The sequence below is a fragment of the Streptomyces candidus genome (assembly GCF_014207445.1).
In the GTDB taxonomy this organism is placed as follows: Bacteria; Actinomycetota; Actinomycetes; order Streptomycetales; family Streptomycetaceae; genus Streptomyces; species Streptomyces candidus.
Genome location: NZ_JACHEM010000005.1, coordinates 385036 through 405532, shown reverse-complemented (window position 1 = coordinate 405532; position 20497 = coordinate 385036). Strand labels below are relative to the sequence as shown.

18 protein-coding genes and 1 tRNA gene are annotated in these 20497 nt (G+C 70.3%); 10 read left to right on the top strand and 9 right to left on the bottom strand.

The genetic code is table 11. The features are described from left to right. The first annotated feature begins 113 nt into the window (after positions 1–113). Together HNQ79_RS12725 and HNQ79_RS12720 are read left to right on the top strand one after the other, a co-directional pair. Entirely contained in the window at positions 114–1553 is a 1440-nt protein-coding gene (locus HNQ79_RS12725) for a coproporphyrinogen-III oxidase family protein (protein ID WP_185030081.1), read from the top strand. Further along, entirely contained in the window at positions 1550–2611 is a 1062-nt protein-coding gene (locus HNQ79_RS12720; RefSeq protein WP_185030079.1) for a DUF1152 domain-containing protein, read from the top strand. The genes HNQ79_RS12725 and HNQ79_RS12720 overlap by 4 nt, the downstream gene beginning before the upstream one ends. Positions 2612–3036: 425 nt before the next feature. On the opposite strand, the gene HNQ79_RS12715 is transcribed toward HNQ79_RS12720, so the two are convergent. From HNQ79_RS12715 to HNQ79_RS12695, 5 genes are all read right to left on the bottom strand, one after another. Then, complete coding sequence (locus HNQ79_RS12715) at positions 3037–3852, bottom strand: alpha/beta fold hydrolase (RefSeq protein WP_185030077.1); 816 nt, start codon at positions 3850–3852, stop codon at positions 3037–3039. A gap of 337 nt (positions 3853–4189) precedes the next feature. Then, positions 4190–4951 (bottom strand): glycerophosphodiester phosphodiesterase, encoded by a 762-nt coding sequence (locus HNQ79_RS12710; protein WP_185030075.1) that lies wholly within the window; start codon positions 4949–4951, stop codon positions 4190–4192. Between the two features lie 133 nt (positions 4952–5084). After that, entirely contained in the window at positions 5085–5285 is a 201-nt protein-coding gene (locus HNQ79_RS12705; RefSeq protein WP_185030074.1) for a hypothetical protein, read from the bottom strand. A 322-nt stretch (positions 5286–5607) separates the two neighbouring features. Further along, on the bottom strand, positions 5608–6519 hold the full coding sequence (locus tag HNQ79_RS12700; protein WP_221507631.1) for an endonuclease/exonuclease/phosphatase family protein: 912 nt from the start codon (positions 6517–6519) through the stop codon (positions 5608–5610). Positions 6520–7192: 673 nt separating this feature from the next. Continuing rightward, positions 7193–7471, bottom strand: a complete 279-nt coding sequence (locus HNQ79_RS12695) for a Kazal-type serine protease inhibitor family protein (protein ID WP_185030070.1) — start codon at positions 7469–7471, stop codon at positions 7193–7195. A gap of 206 nt (positions 7472–7677) precedes the next feature. On the opposite strand from HNQ79_RS12695, the gene HNQ79_RS12690 reads away from it, so the two are divergent. Beyond that, positions 7678–8067: an FKBP-type peptidyl-prolyl cis-trans isomerase gene (locus HNQ79_RS12690; RefSeq protein ID WP_185030067.1), complete on the top strand. Its 390-nt coding sequence runs from the start codon at positions 7678–7680 to the stop codon at positions 8065–8067. Positions 8068–8520: 453 nt separating this feature from the next. On the opposite strand, the gene HNQ79_RS12685 is transcribed toward HNQ79_RS12690, so the two are convergent. Beyond that, the gene (locus tag HNQ79_RS12685) at positions 8521–10779 is read right to left on the bottom strand and encodes a hypothetical protein (protein WP_185030065.1); all 2259 of its coding nucleotides are present in this window, start codon (positions 10777–10779) and stop codon (positions 8521–8523) included. Continuing rightward, positions 10779–10854 (bottom strand) — tRNA-Arg (locus HNQ79_RS12680). The genes HNQ79_RS12685 and HNQ79_RS12680 overlap by 1 nt, the downstream gene beginning before the upstream one ends. A 242-nt stretch (positions 10855–11096) precedes the next feature. Between HNQ79_RS12680 and gdhA the strand changes: the two genes are divergently transcribed. From gdhA to HNQ79_RS33695, 3 genes are all read left to right on the top strand, one after another. Then, a complete protein-coding gene (gene gdhA / locus HNQ79_RS12675; protein WP_185030064.1) occupies positions 11097–12482 on the top strand; it encodes an NADP-specific glutamate dehydrogenase in 1386 nt (461 codons plus the stop codon). Positions 12483–13416: 934 nt separating this feature from the next. Beyond that, positions 13417–14043: a class I SAM-dependent methyltransferase gene (locus HNQ79_RS12670; protein ID WP_185030062.1), complete on the top strand. Its 627-nt coding sequence runs from the start codon at positions 13417–13419 to the stop codon at positions 14041–14043. Between the two features lie 348 nt (positions 14044–14391). After that, a complete protein-coding gene (locus tag HNQ79_RS33695; protein ID WP_229923407.1) occupies positions 14392–14733 on the top strand; it encodes a hypothetical protein in 342 nt (113 codons plus the stop codon). Positions 14734–14821: 88 nt separating this feature from the next. Here HNQ79_RS33695 and HNQ79_RS12660 read toward each other — a convergent pair whose 3' ends face one another. Next, positions 14822–15442: a class I SAM-dependent methyltransferase gene (locus HNQ79_RS12660; RefSeq protein ID WP_185030058.1), complete on the bottom strand. Its 621-nt coding sequence runs from the start codon at positions 15440–15442 to the stop codon at positions 14822–14824. Between the two features lie 63 nt (positions 15443–15505). Here HNQ79_RS12660 and HNQ79_RS12655 point away from each other — a divergent pair, with 63 nt between their 5' ends. The 4 genes from HNQ79_RS12655 to HNQ79_RS12640 all read left to right on the top strand — a co-directional run bounded on the left by HNQ79_RS12655 (position 15506) and on the right by HNQ79_RS12640 (position 19447). Further along, the gene (locus HNQ79_RS12655; RefSeq protein WP_185030056.1) at positions 15506–16168 is read left to right on the top strand and encodes a TetR/AcrR family transcriptional regulator; all 663 of its coding nucleotides are present in this window, start codon (positions 15506–15508) and stop codon (positions 16166–16168) included. Positions 16169–16588: 420 nt separating this feature from the next. Beyond that, positions 16589–17011: a CNNM metal transporter family protein gene (locus tag HNQ79_RS12650; RefSeq protein ID WP_185030054.1), complete on the top strand. Its 423-nt coding sequence runs from the start codon at positions 16589–16591 to the stop codon at positions 17009–17011. Positions 17012–17078: 67 nt separating this feature from the next. Further along, positions 17079–18431, top strand: coding sequence for a hemolysin family protein (locus tag HNQ79_RS12645; protein WP_185030052.1), 1353 nt, complete (start codon positions 17079–17081; stop codon positions 18429–18431). Continuing rightward, positions 18428–19447: a hemolysin family protein gene (locus HNQ79_RS12640; protein WP_185030050.1), complete on the top strand. Its 1020-nt coding sequence runs from the start codon at positions 18428–18430 to the stop codon at positions 19445–19447. The genes HNQ79_RS12645 and HNQ79_RS12640 overlap by 4 nt, the downstream gene beginning before the upstream one ends. Positions 19448–19618: 171 nt before the next feature. Here the strand turns inward: HNQ79_RS12640 and HNQ79_RS12635 are convergent, their stop codons facing one another. Further along, the gene (locus HNQ79_RS12635) at positions 19619–20494 is read right to left on the bottom strand and encodes a poly(ethylene terephthalate) hydrolase family protein (protein ID WP_185030048.1); all 876 of its coding nucleotides are present in this window, start codon (positions 20492–20494) and stop codon (positions 19619–19621) included. Positions 20495–20497 lie beyond the last annotated feature (3 nt).

Here is a 20497-nt window from a genome sequence, read left to right as displayed (position 1 = left end):
CCAGTAGGCACAGGGCATTTGGTGCGCATGGCCCATGGAAGCGCACAAGCATTCCGTGGTCGGATCACCACGCCAGGTAACCGCACCCTCGATCCGAACGGGAACGCCGCATCGTGACCAGCCTGAACCAGCAGCTCGCCGACTACATCGACCAGGGCGTCGTCCCGCCCTACCAGTACTCCTACCCGCCCCGCTCCACCTACCGCCCCCTCCCGGAGGGCAAGTGGGCCATCCCCGATGTGTGGGCCATGGACCTCGCCAACTACCAGGTCCCCGAGCTCAATCTCTACCTGCACGTCCCTTTCTGTGACCGCAAATGCGGCTTCTGCAACCTCTACACCATCATCAGCACCGACGAGGACGTCTTCGACGCCTACACCGACGCCCTGTGCACCCAGATCCGGGATCACGCCGAAATCATCCAGGCCCGGCGCCTGCGAACCCTCTACATCGGCGGCGGCACCCCTGCCCTGCTCAAGCCCCGCCACTTCGAGCAGATCTTCACCACCCTCGGCGACATCTACCCCAACTGGCGCTCCACTGTGGAGGAAGTCGCCGTCGAAGCCACCCCGTCCTCCATCGCCGACGAACCCGAAGAGTTCAAGGCCCTCATCGACATGGGCCTCACCCGCGCCAACGTCGGCATCCAGTCCCTCGTCCCCGGCGAGATCCGCGAAGCCGGCCGCGGCGGCGAAGACGAGGACGTCATCCGCCGCGCCATCCACACCGCGCACGAACTCGGCCTGCCGGACCTCTCCACCGACCTGATCATGGGCTTCGCCGGACAGACCCCCGAAACCTGGCGCCACAGCGTGAACGAACTGGCCAAACTCCAGCCCACCACTATCAGCACCTACTTCCTCACGGTGCGGCCGGACGCCTGGTTCTCCAGGACCGGCGCCTACCAGTACATGTGGCAGCCCGAGCTGTACGACCGCTACGACTACGCCCGCAAGGTCTTCCTCGACCACGGCTACGTCCAGGAAGGCTCCGTCCGCTACAAGAGGCCCGGCCGTGGCGGCTACGTCCAGAAGGTACTCACCTTCCACGGCGTCCCCCTGCTCGGCCTCGGCGTCGGCGCCCGCTCCTACACCAGCGTGCTCGACTACATGACCGGCAGCGTGAAGCCCTCAACCGCCGAGGTCGCCGACTACATCAAGAGGGCCAAGAACCACGAGCTGGCCGCCGTCACCGGCTTCGAACTGACCGGCGAAGAACTCGTCCGCAAGCGCCTCGTCCTCGACGCCTTCGACCTCGACCTCGCAGAACTCGACCGCTTCGGCTACCAGCAGCACGCCGCCGAGTTCGAACCCATCCTCGACGCTGCCGAAGCCAACGGACTCATCCACCGCCTCGGCCGCCGCATCCAGCTCTCCCCCAAGGGCTTCAAGTACCGCGACATCCTCTCCTGGATGTTCTACTCCGAGACCGTCAAGACCCTCGACCGCGAGTACTACGAAAACCTCCACGCGGCGAACAAACGCGCCCGGAAGAACATGGGAGCCACTCCCGTACGCATCACCGGCATCGACCTGGACGAGGGCACCGCATGACCGACCTGTACCTCGCCGCGGGCGGCGGAGGAGACCCCATCGGCACCCTCATCGCCGCCCGCACCATCACCGTCGACCCGGCCCCGCCGCTGATCGCCACCTACGCATGGGAACGCCCCGAAGTCGACCCCACCCACCGCCCCCTCGGGGAACGGGACTTCGCCGGGCTCGCCCGCGAAGCCGGCGGCGCCCCAGCGTTCACGCCTGCCACCCGGGCCCGCTTACCCGCCGGGTCCACCATGCCCGGCCTCGCCAGGGACCTGCCTGCCCGACTGCTGCTGCTCGACCCCACGCATGGACTCTCCTCCCTGTCACGACAGATCGCCTCCATGGCCGAAGCCGCAGGCGGCCGCCGGATCCGCATCGTCGACATCGGCGGCGACATTCTCACCCACGGCGACGAGCCCACCCTGTGCAGCCCGTTCGGGGATGCCTACACCCTCGCCGCCTGCCACCTCACCGGTATCCCCACCACCGTCTACCTCGCAGGTCCCGGCCTCGACGGAGAAATCGGCGAACAACCCCTCCTCGAACGTCTCGCCGGACACCTCCCTCTCACCCCCGGCCGGGGCGCGGCCTCGGCAGCCGCGCCCGCACTGGCCTGGCACCCCTCCGAGGCATCCGCCTTGTGGGCGGCCGCCATCCATGGCACCCGCGGCACCGTCCGCACCGCCCGGGACACCATCCACCTCACCGATGTCTCCCCACGCCTGTACCACCTGCCGCTTCAGGAAGCCCTCGGCCACAACCCGGTCGCACAGGCCCTCCTCGACGAGCGCCCAGCAACCCTGGACGCCGCAGCCGGCCTCTCCCACCGGCTCACCGGCATTCACGGGCTGGAACCCGAACGCAACCCAACTCCGCAGCAGGACCCGTCCGCTGCGAACGCCGCCTTCCGCAACCAGGACGAGGCCATGAAGACCCTCCGCGAAGCGGCCCGCGGAGCCGATCACATCACCTTCCGGTACGCCGCCCGCACCCTCGGCCTCACCTGGACGGACATCCCGGCCCTCCGAGAGATCCTCAACACCGGCACCCCACTGCTCCAGCTCACCTGAGCCACACCAGAGGGCCCGGCGCACGTAGGGCTGGGTTCCAGCGGTCGTCGCCATACCTCGGTTCAGGGGATGCGAGGAACCTCAAGGTCCGGGGCCGGCCCGTTGTCCAGGGGCGCCGTGCCTCGTCCGAGGAACGGCGCCTCCACCTTCGCCTCATGCAGCGGGGCGCGAGCAAAAAGCGTGCCGGATCGTCGGCATCAACGAGAAGACCAAGCAGCGCCGGCGTAACGGCCGTGCCCCGTCCGGCGGACACGTCGGGGCGTCACCGGCCAGCGCACTGGCGTCCCCGCCCGGCCCCCTGCGGTATCCGCGTTCTCGCTCAGACTCTGCGTCTCCAGATCTCGTTCCAGCGCTCGGCTCCAGTAAGGAGCGCTATCTGGTCCGGGGCGGTCTCGTGCGCGCTATGGGCCAGGAGCGGGTGCGGCTCACGCACGGGTGGTCACCTGTGTGGTGAGGAAGTCCAGCAGAGCGGCGTTGAAGGACTCGGGCTGCTCGGCGCCGGGCAGGTGCCCGGCCTTGTCGATGACAGCCATGGTCGCGTGGGGGACGAGGTCGTGCATCGCCTCGGCGTCCGTGACCGGGGTGTAGACGTCGTCCGCGCCGACAACGATCAGTACCGGCTTCTGGACGGCTGCCAGGGTGTCCCGGTAGTCGGGGCGTTCGGCCCGCCCGCGCAGTGCCGCCGCAGCGCCGTATGGGTCTGTGGCGCGCATCATTTCCAGCACTCGCTCAGCGACCTCCGGCATCGCGGTGACGTTGTACGCCGCGAGCATCTTGCCGATCACCTCACTCGCGTAGCCGTCCATGCCCTCGGCGAGGAGACGGTCGGCCAGGCGGTTCCGGAACTCTTTGCCCTCATCGGTGTCGGCGGGAGCGGAGGTGTCGGACAGGACCAGGGCGTGCACCCGCTGCGGGTGACGGCGCTGGAGCTCCATGGCGATCTGACCGCCCATCGAGACGCCACCGACCACTGCCCGCTCGACGCCCAGGTGGTCGAGAAGCGCGGCGAGGTCATCGGCGAAGTCGGAGAGGAAGACCTTTCCGTGGGTGACGCTGCTGAGGCCGTAACCACGCAGATCAGGAGTGATGACCCGGTGTCCGGCTTCGGTCAGGGCCTTGCCCTGGGGTTCCCACAGAGTGCGGTTGAACGGGTGGCCGTGGATCAACAGGACCGGCAGCCCGGCCGAAGGACCGAAGTCGTCGTAGTTGATCGTGGCACCGCGCAGGGCTATGGCGTTCATGCAGAGCACCGTAACCCGGTGATCGACAGGTCTGCAGACGTATTCTGCCCAGTCGTCCAAGAAAGCGTGCACGGCTTGCCTGGGGGGTCGGCGCTTGCCCTGCCAGGGCTTGCCGAGTGGAGGTCACCGCCGGGCAGTTGCTGCCGTGCTTTCGATCCCAACAACCGATCCCAGGCGTGAGCAGCATACGAAGGACGGCGGCGGCGATCATCCCCGAGAACGGACTCGGTAGGAGAACCAGCTCGGGCAGCGGCGGCCCGCCCCTCGCCGGTGCCGCAGCGCCGTTCTGCGCACTGAGCGAGCCTCAAGCCCTGCGGTACAGGCGTGCCGGGCGGCTTCAGCGTGCCACAGGGGGCGGGGCAGTGGCGCACTGGGAGGTGCGCCAGCCGGCGAAGCGGTCGGCGACGTTGGTGATGATGCCGTCGACCTGCCAGGAGGCCGCCGCCTTCCAGTCACGTTCCTTGTCGACCGTCCAGACGTACACCTCGACCCCTGCCTTGTGCAGCCGTGCGACTTCCCGCGGTCTGGCCGACAGGCCTTGGAAGTTGACGGAGTACGCGGCAAGGGAGAACTTCTTCGCCGTGGCGGCGGGGTCGGGGTCCAGGGCGGATCTCAGCAGGGCCACGTCGGTGCGGTGGGGTGAGGTGTGTGCGTCCTTCACCACCTGTTCGTCGAAGGACTGGAGGACGGTGCGGCGGGTCATTCCGGCGTCCGCGACCTGCTGCACAGCCCGATGGACGGCGATTGCCGTCTGCGGGCCCTTGATCTCCAGCAACAGCCGGGCAGGGCCCGCCTGCAGAGGCTTCAACGCCTCCTTCAGGGTGGGGATGCGGCTTCCTCCGGTGACCGTCAGCCGGGAGAGCTGCACATCGGTCAGCCGGTCGACGCGCCCGGTGCCGTCGGTCGTCCTGTCGACGGTGTCGTCATGCATGAGCACCGGCGTGCCGTCCCTGGTGAACTGCACGTCCGTCTCCACCACGTCCGCCCCCTGGCGCACCGCTGCCTGCAAAGACGCGAGGGTGTTCTCCGGTACGGCCCGGGGTGCGCCCCGGTGGCCGATGGCCTGCACGCGCGGACAGACGCCCCAGTACCTCTTCACCGTCGGGGCCCTGTTCGCGGAATCGATTGGTGCGGTACCGACGGAGCCGCCGCAAGCAGTGAGCACACACACCAGCAACGCTGTGGCCGCCGCGGTGAACGGCTCCCGCACACACTTCATGCCGGCCCCTGGGTTACGGGACGGCGGTGTAAATGACGGAGGTGTCCTTGCACTGGCCGGACGCGAGGACGGCCAGGGCGTCGAGCTCGGCGGGGCCGGCGGCCAGGTCCCCGCGCAGCTTGGTGGCCGTCGACCCCGCGAGGTAGCGGCAGTGCGCGGTGGGCAGCGGGGGCAGCCACTGGGCAGGATCCTGGCAGACTGAGCGCGGCAACACCGCGAACATGGTTCTTGATCACCCCGGCACCATTACCGCCCGCCCGAAGAGCCTCACCCCGGAACCCGCAGCTACTCAGCCACTTGGGGCAACAGGTTCACCGGAGAAACGTTGCTGCCCAGCGACCCGCAACAACACGCGCTGCACTGGATCCGGGGGCCGCCCTGCACCGGGCCCGTGCGACCTCCCCCCTGCGGAGTGAGACCACCACCCCTGCGTATGTCTCATGCCCAGGGGGTGCGGGATCTGCCCCAGGTCTGCCCCGACAGCCGAACGGGTCCAGGGCCGGGGCGGAGGCCACCTGAACCCGGGACGGTTCCGGTCAGCGCACCGTGAACTCCGTGACCACCGCGCCGTGGTCGGAGTAGAACGGGCCGCTCTCGTGCTGCGGGAGACGCTGGTCGATCACGTACGACGTGTTGACCCTCAGCCGCGGGCCCCGGGCAAAGATGAAGTCGATCCGGTCCTTGGTGATCATGCTGGCGTACTCGGGCAGGGGGCTCCAGGTGCGTCCGGGGTCCGCGCACACGTTCGGGTTCGCCACCCGATAGGTGTCCTTGAAGCCCGCTTCGGTGACAACGTCCGTGGCGGCCAGGTCGTAGGAGAGCCCGAAGTGGTGGGCGCACCTCGCCCACCGCGCGGTCCAGTCGGCGGCCGGGACCGTATTGAGGTCACCGGCGAGCAACACGGGGTCGGTGTTGCCGCCGAGCATGGCGGGCACCTGCTTGGTCACGATGTCCGTGATCTGCGGGATCTGCCGGTCCTTCTCGGCATCCTCCACCTGCTGGGGGGCGTATGTCGGTGCGCGGCCCGCCTGGAGGTCCTTGGCGTTGGCATCGATCATGTCGCCGATCCACGGTTCGGTGTACGACGTCCACGTGTTGAAGAGATTCACCTGTCGGCCGCCGGGCAACTGCACGCGGGCGCCGCCGATGTTGAAGTCGGTAACGGAGGAGCCGGAAGGGTTCGGGAAGCCCTTCACGACGTCGTAGCGTGTGAAGATCCACAGGTTGTCGTTGCTGGCGTCGGTGATGCGTACGGCGCGGTAGTCGCCCTTGCCCGCACGCTCGCTCAGTGCCGCCCTGATCTCCTCGGCGGAACCGTAGGTCTCAAGGGCGAAGAACACATCGGGGGCGATGTCGGCCAGCTGGTCGAGCAGCAGCGGGAAGTTCTTCTCGCCGCCCAGGCCCACGTTCTTGCCGCCGTGGAAGATGTTCCACGACAGCACCCTCATGGCCTCGCTCCGAGCGGGGCGCGCGTGTGCGGGAGCCGAGAGCGTGGCCGCGGCGAGAGCCAGGGCCAACACAGCAGCTCCGCCTCCGAGTCGGCGCGCTCGCGTCGGTTGCGGTCCTGGCATGGTTCCTCCTGGCCGGTGGATCGGTGCGTGTCGCGTGATCTCAGCACTCCGGGCCGTACAGGACGAGAACGCACGGTGACGAGGTGGTGGTGTTGCCGGTCCAAACGTCATGTTCGTACGCGGATTCCGGCGGCGGGCTCCAACAGCGCGGTACGCAGGAGCGCCAGGGGCCGGACCAATGCGGGCCCTCCGAGTCGGGCTGTGGGGCTTTTGCTTGGTCGGTTCGGTGGCCCCGGCCGGGTTCTTGCAGCCGCGCATCTGGAATCCACTGTCGACCGAACAGCAGGAGCGGCTGTCGAACGCTGGACGTCCAGCGCCATGGGTCGAACGGGAAGGCACGGGTCGGCCGGTGCCGCACGGCCGCAGCGAAGAAATCCCGGTCGACGGGAAGACGGAACGGATGGTCGTCTGAAGCTGGGCGTACGGATCTCCCACACGAAACCGAGAAGGGACCGGCTGGACGCCGACCAGCTCGCCGCCCTCGCCTAACCCGGCTGCACCTGGGCTGCAGAACAGTCCCGTCGCAGCTGACGTTCGCTTCGCCGAACCGTTAGCTTGCGGAGGGCACCAATGACGTGACGTCGTTGACGGTCTCCCCCACGATGCCGGGCTGCTGCACCTGGGTACCTGCGGCTCCGGCGGCACAGGCGTTGGGGTAGGTCTTCCCGTCGGTTCCTACCACCGGGTTGTACTCGTGCGTGCAGTACACAGGGCCCGACTGCGCCGGATCGGCATGGGCGGCACCGGCAGGGGCCAGGGCCACCAGGGCAGCGGTGAAGGCGAAGGAAGCGGCCGCACGTGTGCGGGCCAGGGTGTTCTGGTGAGTCATACCAGGAAGACTCGCACCCCGACTTGGCCCGCACCCGCCGCCGAGCCCGACGACCACTCGGACGAGGGACCGAACACCGGCCCCGGCCCGCTCGCGCGGCCGTAGGGCGTCCGGCAGCGGCCTTGCATGATGATTTACTGCGCAGAGTGACCATGCGCCGGGCTGGTCTGGACGAAGGCTCCCGGCGGCAAGCGAATGAGACTGCGATGAGTGAACCGACCAAGCCCGAGATCGACTTGACCGGTCTTCGGGAGACCAACGCTCCCACCGAGCTGGCAATCCGCGACCTCGTCGTGGGGGACGGGCTTGAGGCGAAGCCGGGCAGGGTTGTCCGGGTTCACTACGTCGGGGTCACCTTCCAGTCCGGAGAAGAATTCGACTCCTCCTGGGACCGGGACCAGCCGTACAAGTTCGCCGTGGGCGGTGGCAAGGTCGTCAAGGGGTGGGACCGCGGAGTCAGAGGCATGAAGGTCGGGGGCCGGCGCGAGATCATCGTTCCTGCGCGCCTCGGTTACGGCAACCAGTCCCCCTCGCCGTTGATCCCGGCGGGCTCGACACTCGTCTTTGTGGTGGACCTGATCTCCGTCGCGGTCTGAGGCTCGCTGCCACCCGGCCCCCGTCTGCCGGAAACCATTCCCCGCCGACTTCTACTGTGCCGCACTGGGCCCGCGGGGCGTCCTTGCACACGGCCGGACCATCTCAGCGAGGCGTACAGCTCCCGCCGCAACCGCTGTTGTCGGCGCCGACGGCAGACGACAGAGACCATCGCTGTCACCAGCGCCGCCCCCACCGCGACCGTGCCCCCACCGCCCGGCCCGCTGCCCTGCGCTGCGCCGATTCCCTTCGTCCTCGCGGACGCGGCCCGCGACGGCCTCCGGCCCGGCGCGGCGTGCTGGTGACCTCCTTCGGTGCGGAGCTCACCTCGGGCCCGGCCGCCCCGATGTCGCCGGAGCTGGGCAGAGTGGCGCCGGTGCCGGACGCCGGATGACCGGGGCCCCGTAGCGCCGCGGCGGCGGCCAAGGCCCCGTCACAACGCCGTGAGCCGGTCGTCAGCGGAGCTCAAGCATCCAGTGACCGCCCGTGCTCCAGCCGAGGAAGCGGCGCGCACGGCCACCGTCCGCCGTGCCGTCCTCGTCGAACTCGCCGCCGTTCGCGAGGAGCCGGAGGCCTTCGACGGCCGGGCGGACACGGTCGGCGACGTGCTGTGGGAAGCGTCCGGTCTCGTCCTCCAGGGCCGCGAGCACGCGGTCGCGCGCCCCGGGCTCGCACAGCGACAGGTGGAAGAGCATCTGTCGCCAGGCGTATGCCGCGTCCTTGACCGTGGCCAGTGGCCGGGGGTTGCCCCGCACCTGGGCCGTCCGACGGCACACCTCCGCGTAGCAGCGCAGGGCGAGGGCGTCCCAGCCCGCACCGGGGTCGATCGACACCCGGTGCACGAGCGTGGCGAGGTTGTGGGTGGTGAGGATCTGGGCCTGCTCGATCACCTTGCCGTTGGCCGCCACCGACCAGGAGTGCGCGCTGTCGCCGCCGGCGCGTGCCGCGCACAGGGCGGCGAAGTCGGGGGCGGTGCGCGGTGCGTTCCGGCCCGGCCCGTCGGCGTCCGGGGCGCGCAGGGCCGCGTAGTCGATGCCGTAGTAGCGCGCGTACAGCGTGCCCTCCAGCACCTCGGCGGCGACTTGTGCGGCCTTGAGGAACTTCGGGCTGAACGTGCCCATGAAGATGTCCGCCGCCAGCTCCTCCACGAACGGGGCGTCCAGCTCCGCCTGACGGGCCAGCACTGAGAGCTCCCGTACGAGCGGATTGGGCGGGAGCGTGCCGGGGAAGGCGCGCACGGCGGTCCCGCCCAGCTCGCGCAGCGCGTCGCGGGCAGAGTCGGCGTTCGGCCTTTTGTGCGCGGAGACGGCCCGCACCCAGGGCAGCTCGTCCGCCCGTACCTGGTGCACCAGGTGGAACAGGAGGAGCGAGCGACGGTTGCGGAAAGCGCGGTAGGTGGCCGCGGCGAGGGTGCGCAGTGGCCCGTCCTCGTAGGTCCGGGCCGTCGTCGAGGCCACCAACTGCGGGACCAGTCCGGCCAGCACCTCGGCGGACGGCACCAGCCTCCGCTCGACCAGCGTGGCGAGCGGCGCGCTGAGCGTGCCCTCGACCACGCGGCGTACCGGAGCGGGAAGGGCGCTGCCCGCGGGCAGGCCGGACTCCTCGGCCTCTCGCGCGCTCACCTCCGTGACCAGCGGGCCGGTGTCCTCGACGCCGGTCTCCTGGGGGAGCACGGCGAGCCGGCGCGCGGCCAGGTGGGCGAGCGCGTGGTGCCCGGGCAGCGCCGCCTGGGCGGACTGGGCGCCGCGCAGGGCGGTGTGCCGCTCGGAGCCGGGCAGGCCGCGCTTGCGCACCATCGACCCGACGGCCGTACGGACGAGGCCCGCGCGGCGCGCGTCGAGCGAACGGCGGGCGCAGACCTCCGTGAGCGCGCCGACAAGGATGCCGACGTTCCCCTTCGGGTCGCGGTGCTTGGTGCAGAGCGTGTGCTCGGCGGCGAGCGCGCGGTAGCGCCGGAGGAGCGTGTCGCCGTGGGCGTACCAGGCGTCGTCGGGGTCCGTCAGCCAGTGGGCGAGGAGTTCGTCGGAGAACGGGTTCCAGACCGTGAGGGCTTCGCGCTGCGTCTCCACCGCCGTGTGGGGCAGGCGCGCCTCCAGGGACGCGCGCGCGTCGCCGGCCGTGCGCCGGTGCACCAGGTCGGCGCGGCCCGCGGGGGCGGTGGAGGGGCGTGGCAGGAACCGCAGAGTGTCGATGTGCGGGGAAAGCGCCTCGACCAGGTCGGCCGCCGCGGCGACGTCGCCCGCCCGCACCAGCCAGGCCACCGTGAGCAGAGCGGCCTCCTCGGGCACGGTCACCTCGTAGCGGCCGCTGTCGAGCAGCGCGAAGAGCGCGTCGAGGCCCGGCCCGGTGAGGGCGTGTGCGAAGAGCGCACCGCGCGTCGCCGGGATGCCGAACCGCTGGGCGGCCTGCGTCTCGTGCGGCAGGAAGGGGCCCGAAGCGCTTGCCGTGCCCGTCGCGAATCCGCCACGGACGACTTCCGGGGTCACCCAGGCGGGAAGGCCGCGGACAGGGGTGCGCGAGCCGATCGACAGGCGGCCCTCGGCGATGCCCGACAGCACGGCCCGCCAGCGCTCGCCGCGTGCGGCGGCGCGCTCGCGGGTGGCGGCGTGGGGGTGGGAGCCCGCGGTGGCCAGGGCCTTGGCCAGCCGGTCGGCGGCGTAGGCGGGGTTGACGGCTACGGGCTGCGAGGGCTGCTGGTCAGCGTGGGTGTCCATGGCCGACGTGGCGGGTTCTGCCCCCGCGTCCTCCGGGTCCGGAGCCCGGCGCTCTCGCTGCTGAGCTACACGTCGTTGTGCAGTGACCGTAGGGGAGCTTCGCGGCCGCCTCAACCGGATTTGGGGCGGGAGCGCCACTATGTGGACTGCCGCGAGCGCCCTTGACGTGCACTGGAACAATCATCCGTCAGATGCATCCGCGTGCCCGTGCACGCGGACGAGGAATTCCGGAGTCGGTATGCGGCCGACGGGGCCCCGGGCAGTCTCTCCGGTGGGCGCCGTACCGGGTGCCGACCAGCATGGAAAGGATGTGACCGATGTCTGCGACCCCCCAGAACGGTGCCGTCAGGAACGGTGCCTTCGACGACCGCGTCATCGAGAAGCTGTACGCCGAGGTGCTGCGCCGCAATCACGGCGAGAGCGAATTCCACCAGGCAGTGCGCGAGGTCCTGGAGACGCTCGGCCCGCTGCTGCACGCGCGCCCCGAATTCATGGACGCCCGCGTCGTGGAGCGCCTCTGCGAGCCCGAACGGCAACTGATCTTCCGTGTTCCGTGGTCCGACGACAAGGGCGACATCCACGTCAATCGGGGCTTCCGCGTGGAGTTCTCCAGTTCGCTCGGCCCGTACAAGGGCGGACTGCGCTTCCACCCGTCGGTCAATCTCGGCATCGTCAAGTTCCTCGGCTTCGAGCAGATCTTCAAGAACGCCCTGACCGGCATGCCGATCGGCGGCGGCAAGGGCGGTGCCGATTTCGACCCCAAGGGTCGCTCGGACGCCGAGGTGATGCGTTTTTGTCAGTCCTTCATGACGGAGCTGCACCGTCACATCGGCGAATACACGGATGTTCCGGCCGGTGACATCGGCGTCGGTGGGCGCGAGATCGGCTATCTCTTCGGCCAGTACAAGCGGATCACGAATCGTTACGAGTCCGGAGTGCTCACCGGCAAGGGCCTTGGCTGGGGCGGCGCGCAGGCGCGCACGGAGGCCACGGGCTACGGCTGTGTGATGTTCACGGCGGAGATGCTGCGCGCCAGGGGCGAGAGCCTGGAGGGCCGGCGGGTCGCCGTGTCCGGATCCGGCAATGTGGCGATCTACGCGATCGAGAAGGCCCAGCAGCTCGGCGCCACCGTCGTGACCTGCTCGGACTCCAGCGGCTACGTCGTCGACGACAAGGGCATCGACCTCGCGCTCCTGAAGGAGATCAAGGAGGCCGGTCGCGGCCGCGTCTCGGAGTACGCGGAACGCCGGGGCGTCCACGCGCAGTTCGTCGCGGGCCGCGGCGTGTGGAACGTGACGTGCGACGTGGCGCTGCCGTGTGCCACGCAGAACGAGCTGGACGAGGACGACGCGCGGACCCTGGTGGCGAACGGTGTCCGTGCGGTCGCCGAGGGCGCGAACATGCCGACCACGCCGGGGGCGGTGAAGGTCTTCCAGGAGGCGGGTGTCGCATTCGCACCGGGGAAGGCGGCGAACGCGGGCGGGGTGGCCACCAGCGCCCTGGAGATGCAGCAGAACGCCTCGCGTGACTCGTGGACCTTTGCCCACACCGAGGAGCGGCTGGAGGAGATCATGCGGCACATCCACGAGGCCTGCTACACCACCGCTGAGCGGTACGGGGTACCGGGCAACTACGTGGTCGGCGCGAACATCGCCGGTTTCGAACTGGTCGCGGACGCGATGCTGGCGCAGGGGCTGATCTGAGGGAACCCTTGCTGCCGGGGGCGGTTGCGGGTCTGGGTGAGTGCCTGCCGGGTGGGGAGTTGGGCGGCCTGCGACGTATGAAGCAGGGGCGATCCCCTCAGCGACCTGGGTTGTCGTCTGTCTTCGCCCTGGTGACAACCCTCCGGGCCGCTCACCCGTCGTGCGACGTATGAGAAACCGCAGCCTCCCCCTGCCGGGCCTGCTTTCGCTGCTCCTCGCCGCTGCCGCCTGCACGGCCGACAAGCCCGGCCGCCCCGCCCCGTCGTCCGCCCCCACCGTCCGCCCGTTCCCCTGCGCGTCCCGAGCACCCACTCCGTCCCTTCCGCCGAGGACAGCGGGAAGTACACCAGAGGCTTCGAGACCGACTTCGTCGGCGACGCGAACCTGATCAAGGCCGACGACAGGGTCACGTTCGACACCCCCACGCACGGCTTCCTCAGGTACTCGGCCTGGCCGACCGGCACCCCCGACGAGCACGAGGGCCTGCCGGACGACGCCCCGCACGGCACCGGCCCCCCGCTCACCCTGGCGCCGCCGGCCGACGAGGCCCCCCGTACGGCCGGCACCGCCCCCGGCGGCTTGACCTTCACCACCTCCTACCAGCAGGCGAAGACCGACTGGGAAGCCCCGCACGTCACACTCCGCGGCAGGCCGGGCCAGCGGGTGGAGCTGGAGATCCCGCCGATGAAGGCCCACCTGCTGGACCGCCCCGGGCAGGCCCCCCGCGCCCTGCGCCTGGTCCTCCCGGAAGGGACCACCGCCCACCTCAGCCCGCCGCCCAGGCACGGCACGCGGGGCGTTCCTCGGGGTGTGGGCGGGGTGGCAGGAAGCGTGGGGTGCGGAGGACGCCCCATCTGTGATCATGAGCAGGACGATGGCGCCGTTCTCGCTCCCGTCCGTTGGCGGGGCGAGTTGGACAGAAGTGGATGCCGACATGCCTGAACAACGGGACCGCTGGGCGGAACTGACCTCCGGACAAGCCGGAGAGGACTACGCCCGGCGCTTCGCGCAGCTCGCCGACGCGGGTCACGACGTCCACGGCGAGGCCGCCTTCTGCACCACCTTGCTGGAGCCCGGCGCGCGCGTGCTCGACGCCGGCTGCGGCACCGGCCGGATCGCGATCCGGCTCACCGAGCTGGGCCACCACTGTACCGGCGTCGACATCGACTCCTCGATGCTCGCCGTCGCCCGTCGAGAAGCTCCCACGCAGGAGTGGTACCTCGCCGACCTGGCCCGCCTCGACTCCCTCGGTCTGGAGCCGGAGTTCGATCTCGTACTCGCCGCCGGAAACGTCATCCCCCTGCTGGCCCCCGGCACCGAATCGACTGTCGTCCGACAGCTGGCTTCCGCCCTGCGTCCCGGCGGCCTGCTGGTCACAGGCATGGGGCTGGACGCGGCACACCTCCCCCTGCCGGAGCCGCCACTGACCCTGGCGGGGTTCGACCACTGGTGCACCCAGGCCGGACTCGCTCTCCGACAGCGCTATGCCACCTGGCACGGCGACCCCTACGAGGACGGCTGCGGCTATGCCGTCAGCGTGCACTCCCGTCCCGCTGCCTGAAACGGCGCCCTCTCCCCGGCCCGGTGCGCCCGCTCATCCGCGCGCACGCTCCCAGCGGTGACAGGCCTTTTCGGACGGCGTGCGGTGTCTCCACCCGGCGGGTACGAACGCGGGTCTACTCTGAGCAACGGCCCAAGTCCGGATGCGCGGGAGGCACTTGTGGAAGCACCCCACCGTCCCGCCTATCCGCCGCGGACCGAACCGCCGCCCAGGCGGCCCCTGCCTCCACCGGACCCGCCGCCGACACCACCGACGTCGGGGATGCAGACCCGGATCGCCGGCCGGCGCGGCCGGAACTGGCCTCTGGAGTCGCGGGCGTGGACCCCGAACAGCGCCGGCCGACGAGTCGTGGAAGCGCTCCACGCCTGGGGTTACGAACGCTTCGACGAGGAAGCAGTGCGCGCAGTCGTGAAGCTCCTTGTGACAGCGGCCGTGGACGACGGCGGCGCCCACCTGAGCCTCCACCTGACCGACCACCAGGACCACGCCCTGGTGCTCGTCCTCGGCAGCGGCCCCCGCACCGGACGCCCCGACGACGGCTCGCTCCTGCACGCCGTCGCCGCCCAGGGCGCCGCGGACTGCGGGACAGAGTCCGCCCAGGACGGCCGTCGCCGGTGGGCACTGCTCAGCCTCACATCCTCCGTTCCGGCCGATCTGCCGAAAGCCCTGCCCCAAAACGCGACCCCTTGACGGGAGGAGACGGCGAAGGCCCCACCAGTCGGATGGCGTGGCACCTGCCGCGCACGACGTCCGCGGCCCGGAGCCGGTGCGACCGGGCTTATGCGGCGTCGCGGCGCAGCGTGAACCAGAAGGTGGGGACCGGGTTCGTGCCGGGCGTCACGTCGGTCAGCTGCCATCCGGCGAATGTGGCGCTGAGTTCGTCCGCAGTGGTGCCGGACCAGGAGTCGTCAAAGGCCCCGGGCCCGTAGCCGAACATCAGCAGTCGTGCACCGGGGGCGGCGCGCTTGGTGAGGCCGGCCGCGTAGGCGGCGCGGCGGTGGGGTGGTATCCCGCAGTAGCAGCTCAGGTCGAAGAACAGGTCGTACGGACCGGGCACGCACGCCTCGTCGAGTCGGGTGGCGTCTCCGCACAGCACCGTGACGTCCGCTCCGGCCGCGTCGGCCTTCTCTCTCGCTTGCCGGACCGCGCGGTCGACCAGGTCGAGGGCCGTCACCCGCCAGCCGTGCCGGGCCAGGTACACCGCGTTGGTCCCGGTGCCGCAGCCGAGTTCGAGCGCTCGGCCGGCCGTCAGTGCGCCGGGCCCCTCGATCAGGGCCATCAGCTCGGGCGGCGTGATGCCGCTGTCCCACGGCGGTTTGCCGTCCCGGTAGAAGTCCTCCAACACGCGGCGCACAAAGGCCTCTTGGTCGAGTTCCGCAGCCGTCCGGGTCTCACGCATCGCTACCCCTCCAAGAATTTAGAGTCCGTCTCTAATGTCTGACTCTAGAGATAGACTCCCGGCATGGATGCGGTCAAGGGATCCGACGGACAGAACGCCAAGCGCCCCGACAAGCGGGCCGAACGCTCGCGGCGTACCCGCGAGAAGGTCGTGGCGGCGGCGCGGGAGCTGTTCGTCGCACAGGGATACGGCGCGACAAGCCTTCAGGAGATCGCGGACCGTGCGGGTGTGGCCGTCCAGACCGTGTACTTCGTCTTCCGCAACAAGCGCGCACTGTTCAAGGACGTCGTCGACGCCTCCATCGCGGGCGACGTCGAACCGGTCGCCACGATGGACCGCGACTGGTTCCGCGCCGCCTGCGCCGAGCCCACGGCCGCCGGGCAACTGCGCGCCCACGTACGGGGGGTACGCGAGATCCTCGGCCGCGTCGCGCCGATCATGCCGTTGATCGCGGCTGCCGCAGCCACGGACCCGGAGATCGCCGCACAGTGGCCCGCCGGCCCCGACCCGCGCTATACCGTTCAGCACGCCGCAGCGAAGGCCCTGACCTCCAAGCCTGACGCCCGCCCCGACGTCGGCACCGCCCGCGCCGCGGACCTGCTCTACGGGCTTCTCAGCCCGGAGCTGTACCTGGTCTTTGTCCGTGACCGGGGATGGTCCCCCGGCGCCTGGGAGGAGTGGGCCTGCGCGGCCCTGATCGCCGACCTCTGCACCGACCACGAGTAGGCGGCCCACCCTGCGGCAACTGCCGCGCGAGCACGGTCGCCCCGGAGGCCGGGCCGCTGCCGGGTCCACGGGGCGCGGGAACTACTCCGACTCACAGCCGTCCCACACCCGGCTTTACCACCCCTTTACCCTGCAGTTGGAGACACTGGTTCGCCGCAGCTTCGTCGAACCGAGCAGAGAATGGAGTGAGCGACCCGTCATGGGCGAGCCTCCCAGTACGAACCGTGCCACCGCCCGCGCACACCACCATGTGAGCCAGGAACCGGGGGTGGCACGGTGACCGGAGTGCTGCTGCTCCTCCCGGCCCTTGCGCTCACCCTGGCGTGTGCCGTCTACGTCGCCGCTGAGCACTCGCGGTGAGCTTGAGCGAGTTGCCGAGGCGCAGGAGCGGAGTGCCGAGAAAGGCCTCCCATCGCCCGTATGGTCCGCGACTCCAGCGACGCCGACCTTCTTTCACCGGCGGGCGGCGAGCGGCCGCGCGACGCTCTGGAGCTGGGCACACGGCCGGTCGGCGGGATCTTCGTCCCCGCGCCTGACATGGTTGCCGTCGACCGCACCGTCACCCCGGCCCGGCTGGAGCGCATCGACGCGGCGGCCGGATTCTCCCGCTTTCCCACCCGTCCCACCCGTCCCACCGGCGCCGACCTGGGCCATTTCCACATCAAGGACGCTCTCGACGTCGTCGAACGCCACCCGCCCTCTCGCATCGCCCCGCACGAGGTGACCCGCGAAACAGCTCGGCCCGACCGCCTGACGCCGGAGCGACGCGCCGCAGATCCACGGTTACTCGGCCCAGGACCTTCGGTCCCAGCAGGCCCGTCGTCCTCACCCACACCCCTTTGAAGGAGCACGTCTTGTCCGCCAGTCCGACGGACCCCGAAGGTCCGGGGCACAGTCCCCGGGTTGTCCGATGAACGCCGTACTCGGCCTGCTGGCCGTCCTCGTCCTGACCGCAGGCACCGGCTACTTCGTCGCACAGGAATTCGCCTACGTCGCCGCCGACCGGCTCGCGCTCGCCCGTGAGGCCGAAGCAGGCGACAGACGGGCCGCGCGCGCCGTGCAGGTGCTTGAGCGGCTTTCGTTCATGCTCTCGGGCGCCCAGCTGGGCATCACCGTGACCGGCCTGGTCGTCGGCTTCCTCGCCGAACCGTCCGTCTCCGCGCTGCTGCGGCCCGCGCTCGGGGGCACCGGCCTCCCCGACGGCGCGGTCTCCGCCATCTCGGTGACGCTCGCCTTCGTGATGGCCACCGTCGTGCAGATGGTGCTGGGCGAGCTGGCCCCCAAGAACCTCGCCCTGGCCGTTCCCGAACGGCTCGCCAAGTCCCTGTCGGCCTCCACCCTGGCGTATCTCAAGGTCGTCGGACCGGTGGTCCACCTCTTCGACGCCACCGCCAACAAGCTCCTGCGCAAGGTCGGCATCGAGCCGGTCGAAGAACTGCACCACGGCGCCACCCTGGAGGAGCTCAGCCACCTGATCGGCGAGTCCCGCGACCAGGGACAGCTGCCCCGCGCCAACGCCGAGCTCCTCGACCACGCCCTGGAGTTCTCCGAGCGCACCCTTGACGAAGTCATGGTGCCGAGCGTCGACGTGGCCTACGTGCGCGCCGACGCACCCGCCACCGAAGTCGTGCAGCTGATCGCCAAGCACGGCCACTCCAACTACCCCGTCACGGGCGAACGCTACGACGACATCAAGGGCGTCATCGGCGTACGCGAACTGATGCGGCTGCCGGTCCCCGACCTCGCGGGCACCACTGCCGGCGAGCTGGCCCGGCGCCCGCTGCTGCTGCCCGACACGCTGGCGCTGCCCGGCGCCGTCGCGCAGATGCGCGGGCGCAAGCAGAAATTCGCGGTCGTCCTCGACGAACACGGCGGGTTCGCCGGGATCGTCACCTTCGAGGACATCGCCGAGGAACTGGTCGGTGAGATCACCGACGAGTCCGACCAAGTGATCGAGATCGCAGCCGCCGACGGAACGGGATGGCTGGTCGACGCAGGCCGCCGCCTCGACGAGATCGCCGACGCCACCGGCATCGAACTCCCCGAAGAAGAGGACTACGACACCGCCGCGGGCCTGATCGTGGACCGGCTCGGCCGCTTCCCCACCATCGGCGACCGCCTCATCGTCGCCGACGTCCTCATCGAGGTCCGCACCCTCGACCGCCACGTCCCCGACCGCATCCGCCTCGAACGCCTGCCGAACACCACCCGCCCCGACGCGGACCCGTCGGCCGCCGTGACCGATGAGGAGCCGACCCGATGAGCTTCCCCCTGGCTCTCGCCCTCACCCTCCTCCTGCTCATCGGCAGCGGCTTCTTCGTCGCCGCCGAGTTCGCCCTGGTAGCAGCCAAGCGCCACCGCATGGAACGCGCCGCAGCCCAAGGACAGCGCGGCGCCAAATCGGCTCTCGCCGGGATGCGCGAACTGTCCTTGATGCTCGCCGGCGCCCAGCTCGGCATCACCATCTGCACCCTGGGCCTCGGCTCGATCTCCAAACCGGCCATCTCCCACGAACTCGACCCCCTACTGGAGAAGCTCGGCCTGCCCAGCGGACTGAGCTACGGCATCGCCTTCGCCGTCGCGATGACCGTGGTGGTCTTCCTGCACATGGTCCTCGGCGAGATGGCCCCCAAGTCCTGGGCCATCGCCCACCCCGAACGCTCCGCCATGCTCCTCACCCCGCCCTTCCGCGCCCTCATCCGTCTCGTACGGCCACTCATCCAGGTGCTCAACAAGGTCAGCAACGCCCTCGTACGGCTGTGCCGCGTCACCCCCCGTGATGAACTCACCTCCGTGCACAACCGTGAACAGCTCACCCACCTGGTCGCCGAGTCCGAACGCCTCGGACTGATCAGCGAGACCGACTCCGGCCTGATCACCCGCTCCCTGAGCGAACCCCAGACCCCGGTCGCACAGCTCCAGGTACCCGCCGCGCAGATCAGCTGCATCGACGCCAACGCGGCCACCGAAATGATCCTCAACGCCGCGGCAGTGGCCGACCACACCCGCCTGCTCGTACGCGACGGCGACACCATCATCGGATCCGTACACGCGCGCGACGCCCTCATCGCCCGCGCCCAGGGCCGGACCCCCACGGCCCACGAACTGGCCCGCCCCGTCCCGGAACTGGCCCCGCACCACACCGTCGCCCACGCCGTCGAGCAACTACAGCACCGCAGGGCCTCGCTCGCCGTCATCCGCGACACCGACGGCCAACTGACCGGCCTGGTAAGCCTCGACGACCTCATCATCCGGCTCATGGGGGCGCCCACGGTGTGACAGCAGACGGTGCGGCCGGTCATCCCGGAGAAAGGCCCGGTGGGACCGGTTCCCGGGGGTGCTCGCACTGGTCGTGAGTGGCTGACGAGCGAGACCCTGCGATCGTTGCCGCCCGGCACCTGTTCAGCCAGGTGCCGGGCGGTGTGGGACTCTGCACCGGCTGGTGTGTGGTCAGGGGCCGGGGACGGCCTTGGCGCGGGGATTGCGCTCGAAGACCGACCAGGACGAGGACGAGCAGTAGGTGCAGTCGGGGCCGAAGTACAGGCCCCGGGCCTGTTCGTCGCGCATGAGGTGGAAGCGGAACCACGCGGTGACGGGGCCGTGCAGACCAGGGATGCCGTAGTGGTCGGCGCCGCGTTGTTCGGCATAGACGGCCGGCACCTGGGTGGCCTGGCTGTACGTCCGGCGGACTGTCGAGGGCGGCACGATGGTGTCGTTCTGTCCGGCGAAGAACACCGCGGGGCCTCGGACACGGCTGCCGCTGCTGAATGCGAGGGGATAGATCGGCGCGATGGTGTCCACCCGGGCATCCGCGCCGGCATCGACCGCCGCTCCGCCGCCGAAGGAGTGGCCGGTGGCGCCCACGTTGGTCAGATCGACCTTGCCCCGGTAAGGGCTGCCTGTCCTGCTGTTCTCGGTCGTCAGGTGGTCGAGCCCTTGCAGCATGGGCCCTCCGGTGCCCGCGTTGCCCTCCGCCGCGGCCACCACGAAGCCGTGTGAGGCGAGGTGGTTCAGCAGGGGGACGTACCGGTCGAGCCCGGAGCGGGCTCCGTTGTTCCACAGGACGACCGGGTGCGTGGTGCAGCCCAGTGCACCGAGCTCGACCGGCCGGAAGACGGTCGTGCCCCGGCCGTTGGACGCGGAGCTGACGGTGTACGGGCCGGGGGCGTTCCATCGGCCGTCGACCGAGGGGCAGGAGGCGGCCGTCGCACCGGCCGCGGGGGTGCCCGCGATGCCGCCCGTCACCAGCAGGGCCAGTGCTGCGAGTACCGTGCCGATGGAACGGCGCCCGCGACGGGGTATCGGGGCGCAGGGTAGTGAAGCCATGAT

Coding starts and splice junctions, on each gene's coding strand:
- HNQ79_RS12655 (WP_185030056.1), top strand. CDS start 15,506: ATGGATGCGGTCAAGGGATCCGACGGACAGAACGCCAAGCGCCCCGAC.
- HNQ79_RS12715 (WP_185030077.1), bottom strand. CDS start 3,852: ATGAACGCCATAGCCCTGCGCGGTGCCACGATCAACTACGACGACTTC.
- HNQ79_RS12700 (WP_221507631.1), bottom strand. CDS start 6,519: ATGAGGGTGCTGTCGTGGAACATCTTCCACGGCGGCAAGAACGTGGGC.
- HNQ79_RS12640 (WP_185030050.1), top strand. CDS start 18,428: ATGAGCTTCCCCCTGGCTCTCGCCCTCACCCTCCTCCTGCTCATCGGC.
- HNQ79_RS12650 (WP_185030054.1), top strand. CDS start 16,589: ATGGTCCGCGACTCCAGCGACGCCGACCTTCTTTCACCGGCGGGCGGC.
- gdhA (WP_185030064.1), top strand. CDS start 11,097: ATGTCTGCGACCCCCCAGAACGGTGCCGTCAGGAACGGTGCCTTCGAC.
- HNQ79_RS12685 (WP_185030065.1), bottom strand. CDS start 10,779: ATGGACACCCACGCTGACCAGCAGCCCTCGCAGCCCGTAGCCGTCAAC.
- HNQ79_RS12635 (WP_185030048.1), bottom strand. CDS start 20,494: ATGGCTTCACTACCCTGCGCCCCGATACCCCGTCGCGGGCGCCGTTCC.
- HNQ79_RS12660 (WP_185030058.1), bottom strand. CDS start 15,442: ATGCGTGAGACCCGGACGGCTGCGGAACTCGACCAAGAGGCCTTTGTG.
- HNQ79_RS12670 (WP_185030062.1), top strand. CDS start 13,417: ATGCCTGAACAACGGGACCGCTGGGCGGAACTGACCTCCGGACAAGCC.
- HNQ79_RS12645 (WP_185030052.1), top strand. CDS start 17,079: ATGAACGCCGTACTCGGCCTGCTGGCCGTCCTCGTCCTGACCGCAGGC.
- HNQ79_RS12690 (WP_185030067.1), top strand. CDS start 7,678: ATGAGTGAACCGACCAAGCCCGAGATCGACTTGACCGGTCTTCGGGAG.
- HNQ79_RS12695 (WP_185030070.1), bottom strand. CDS start 7,471: ATGACTCACCAGAACACCCTGGCCCGCACACGTGCGGCCGCTTCCTTC.
- HNQ79_RS12720 (WP_185030079.1), top strand. CDS start 1,550: ATGACCGACCTGTACCTCGCCGCGGGCGGCGGAGGAGACCCCATCGGC.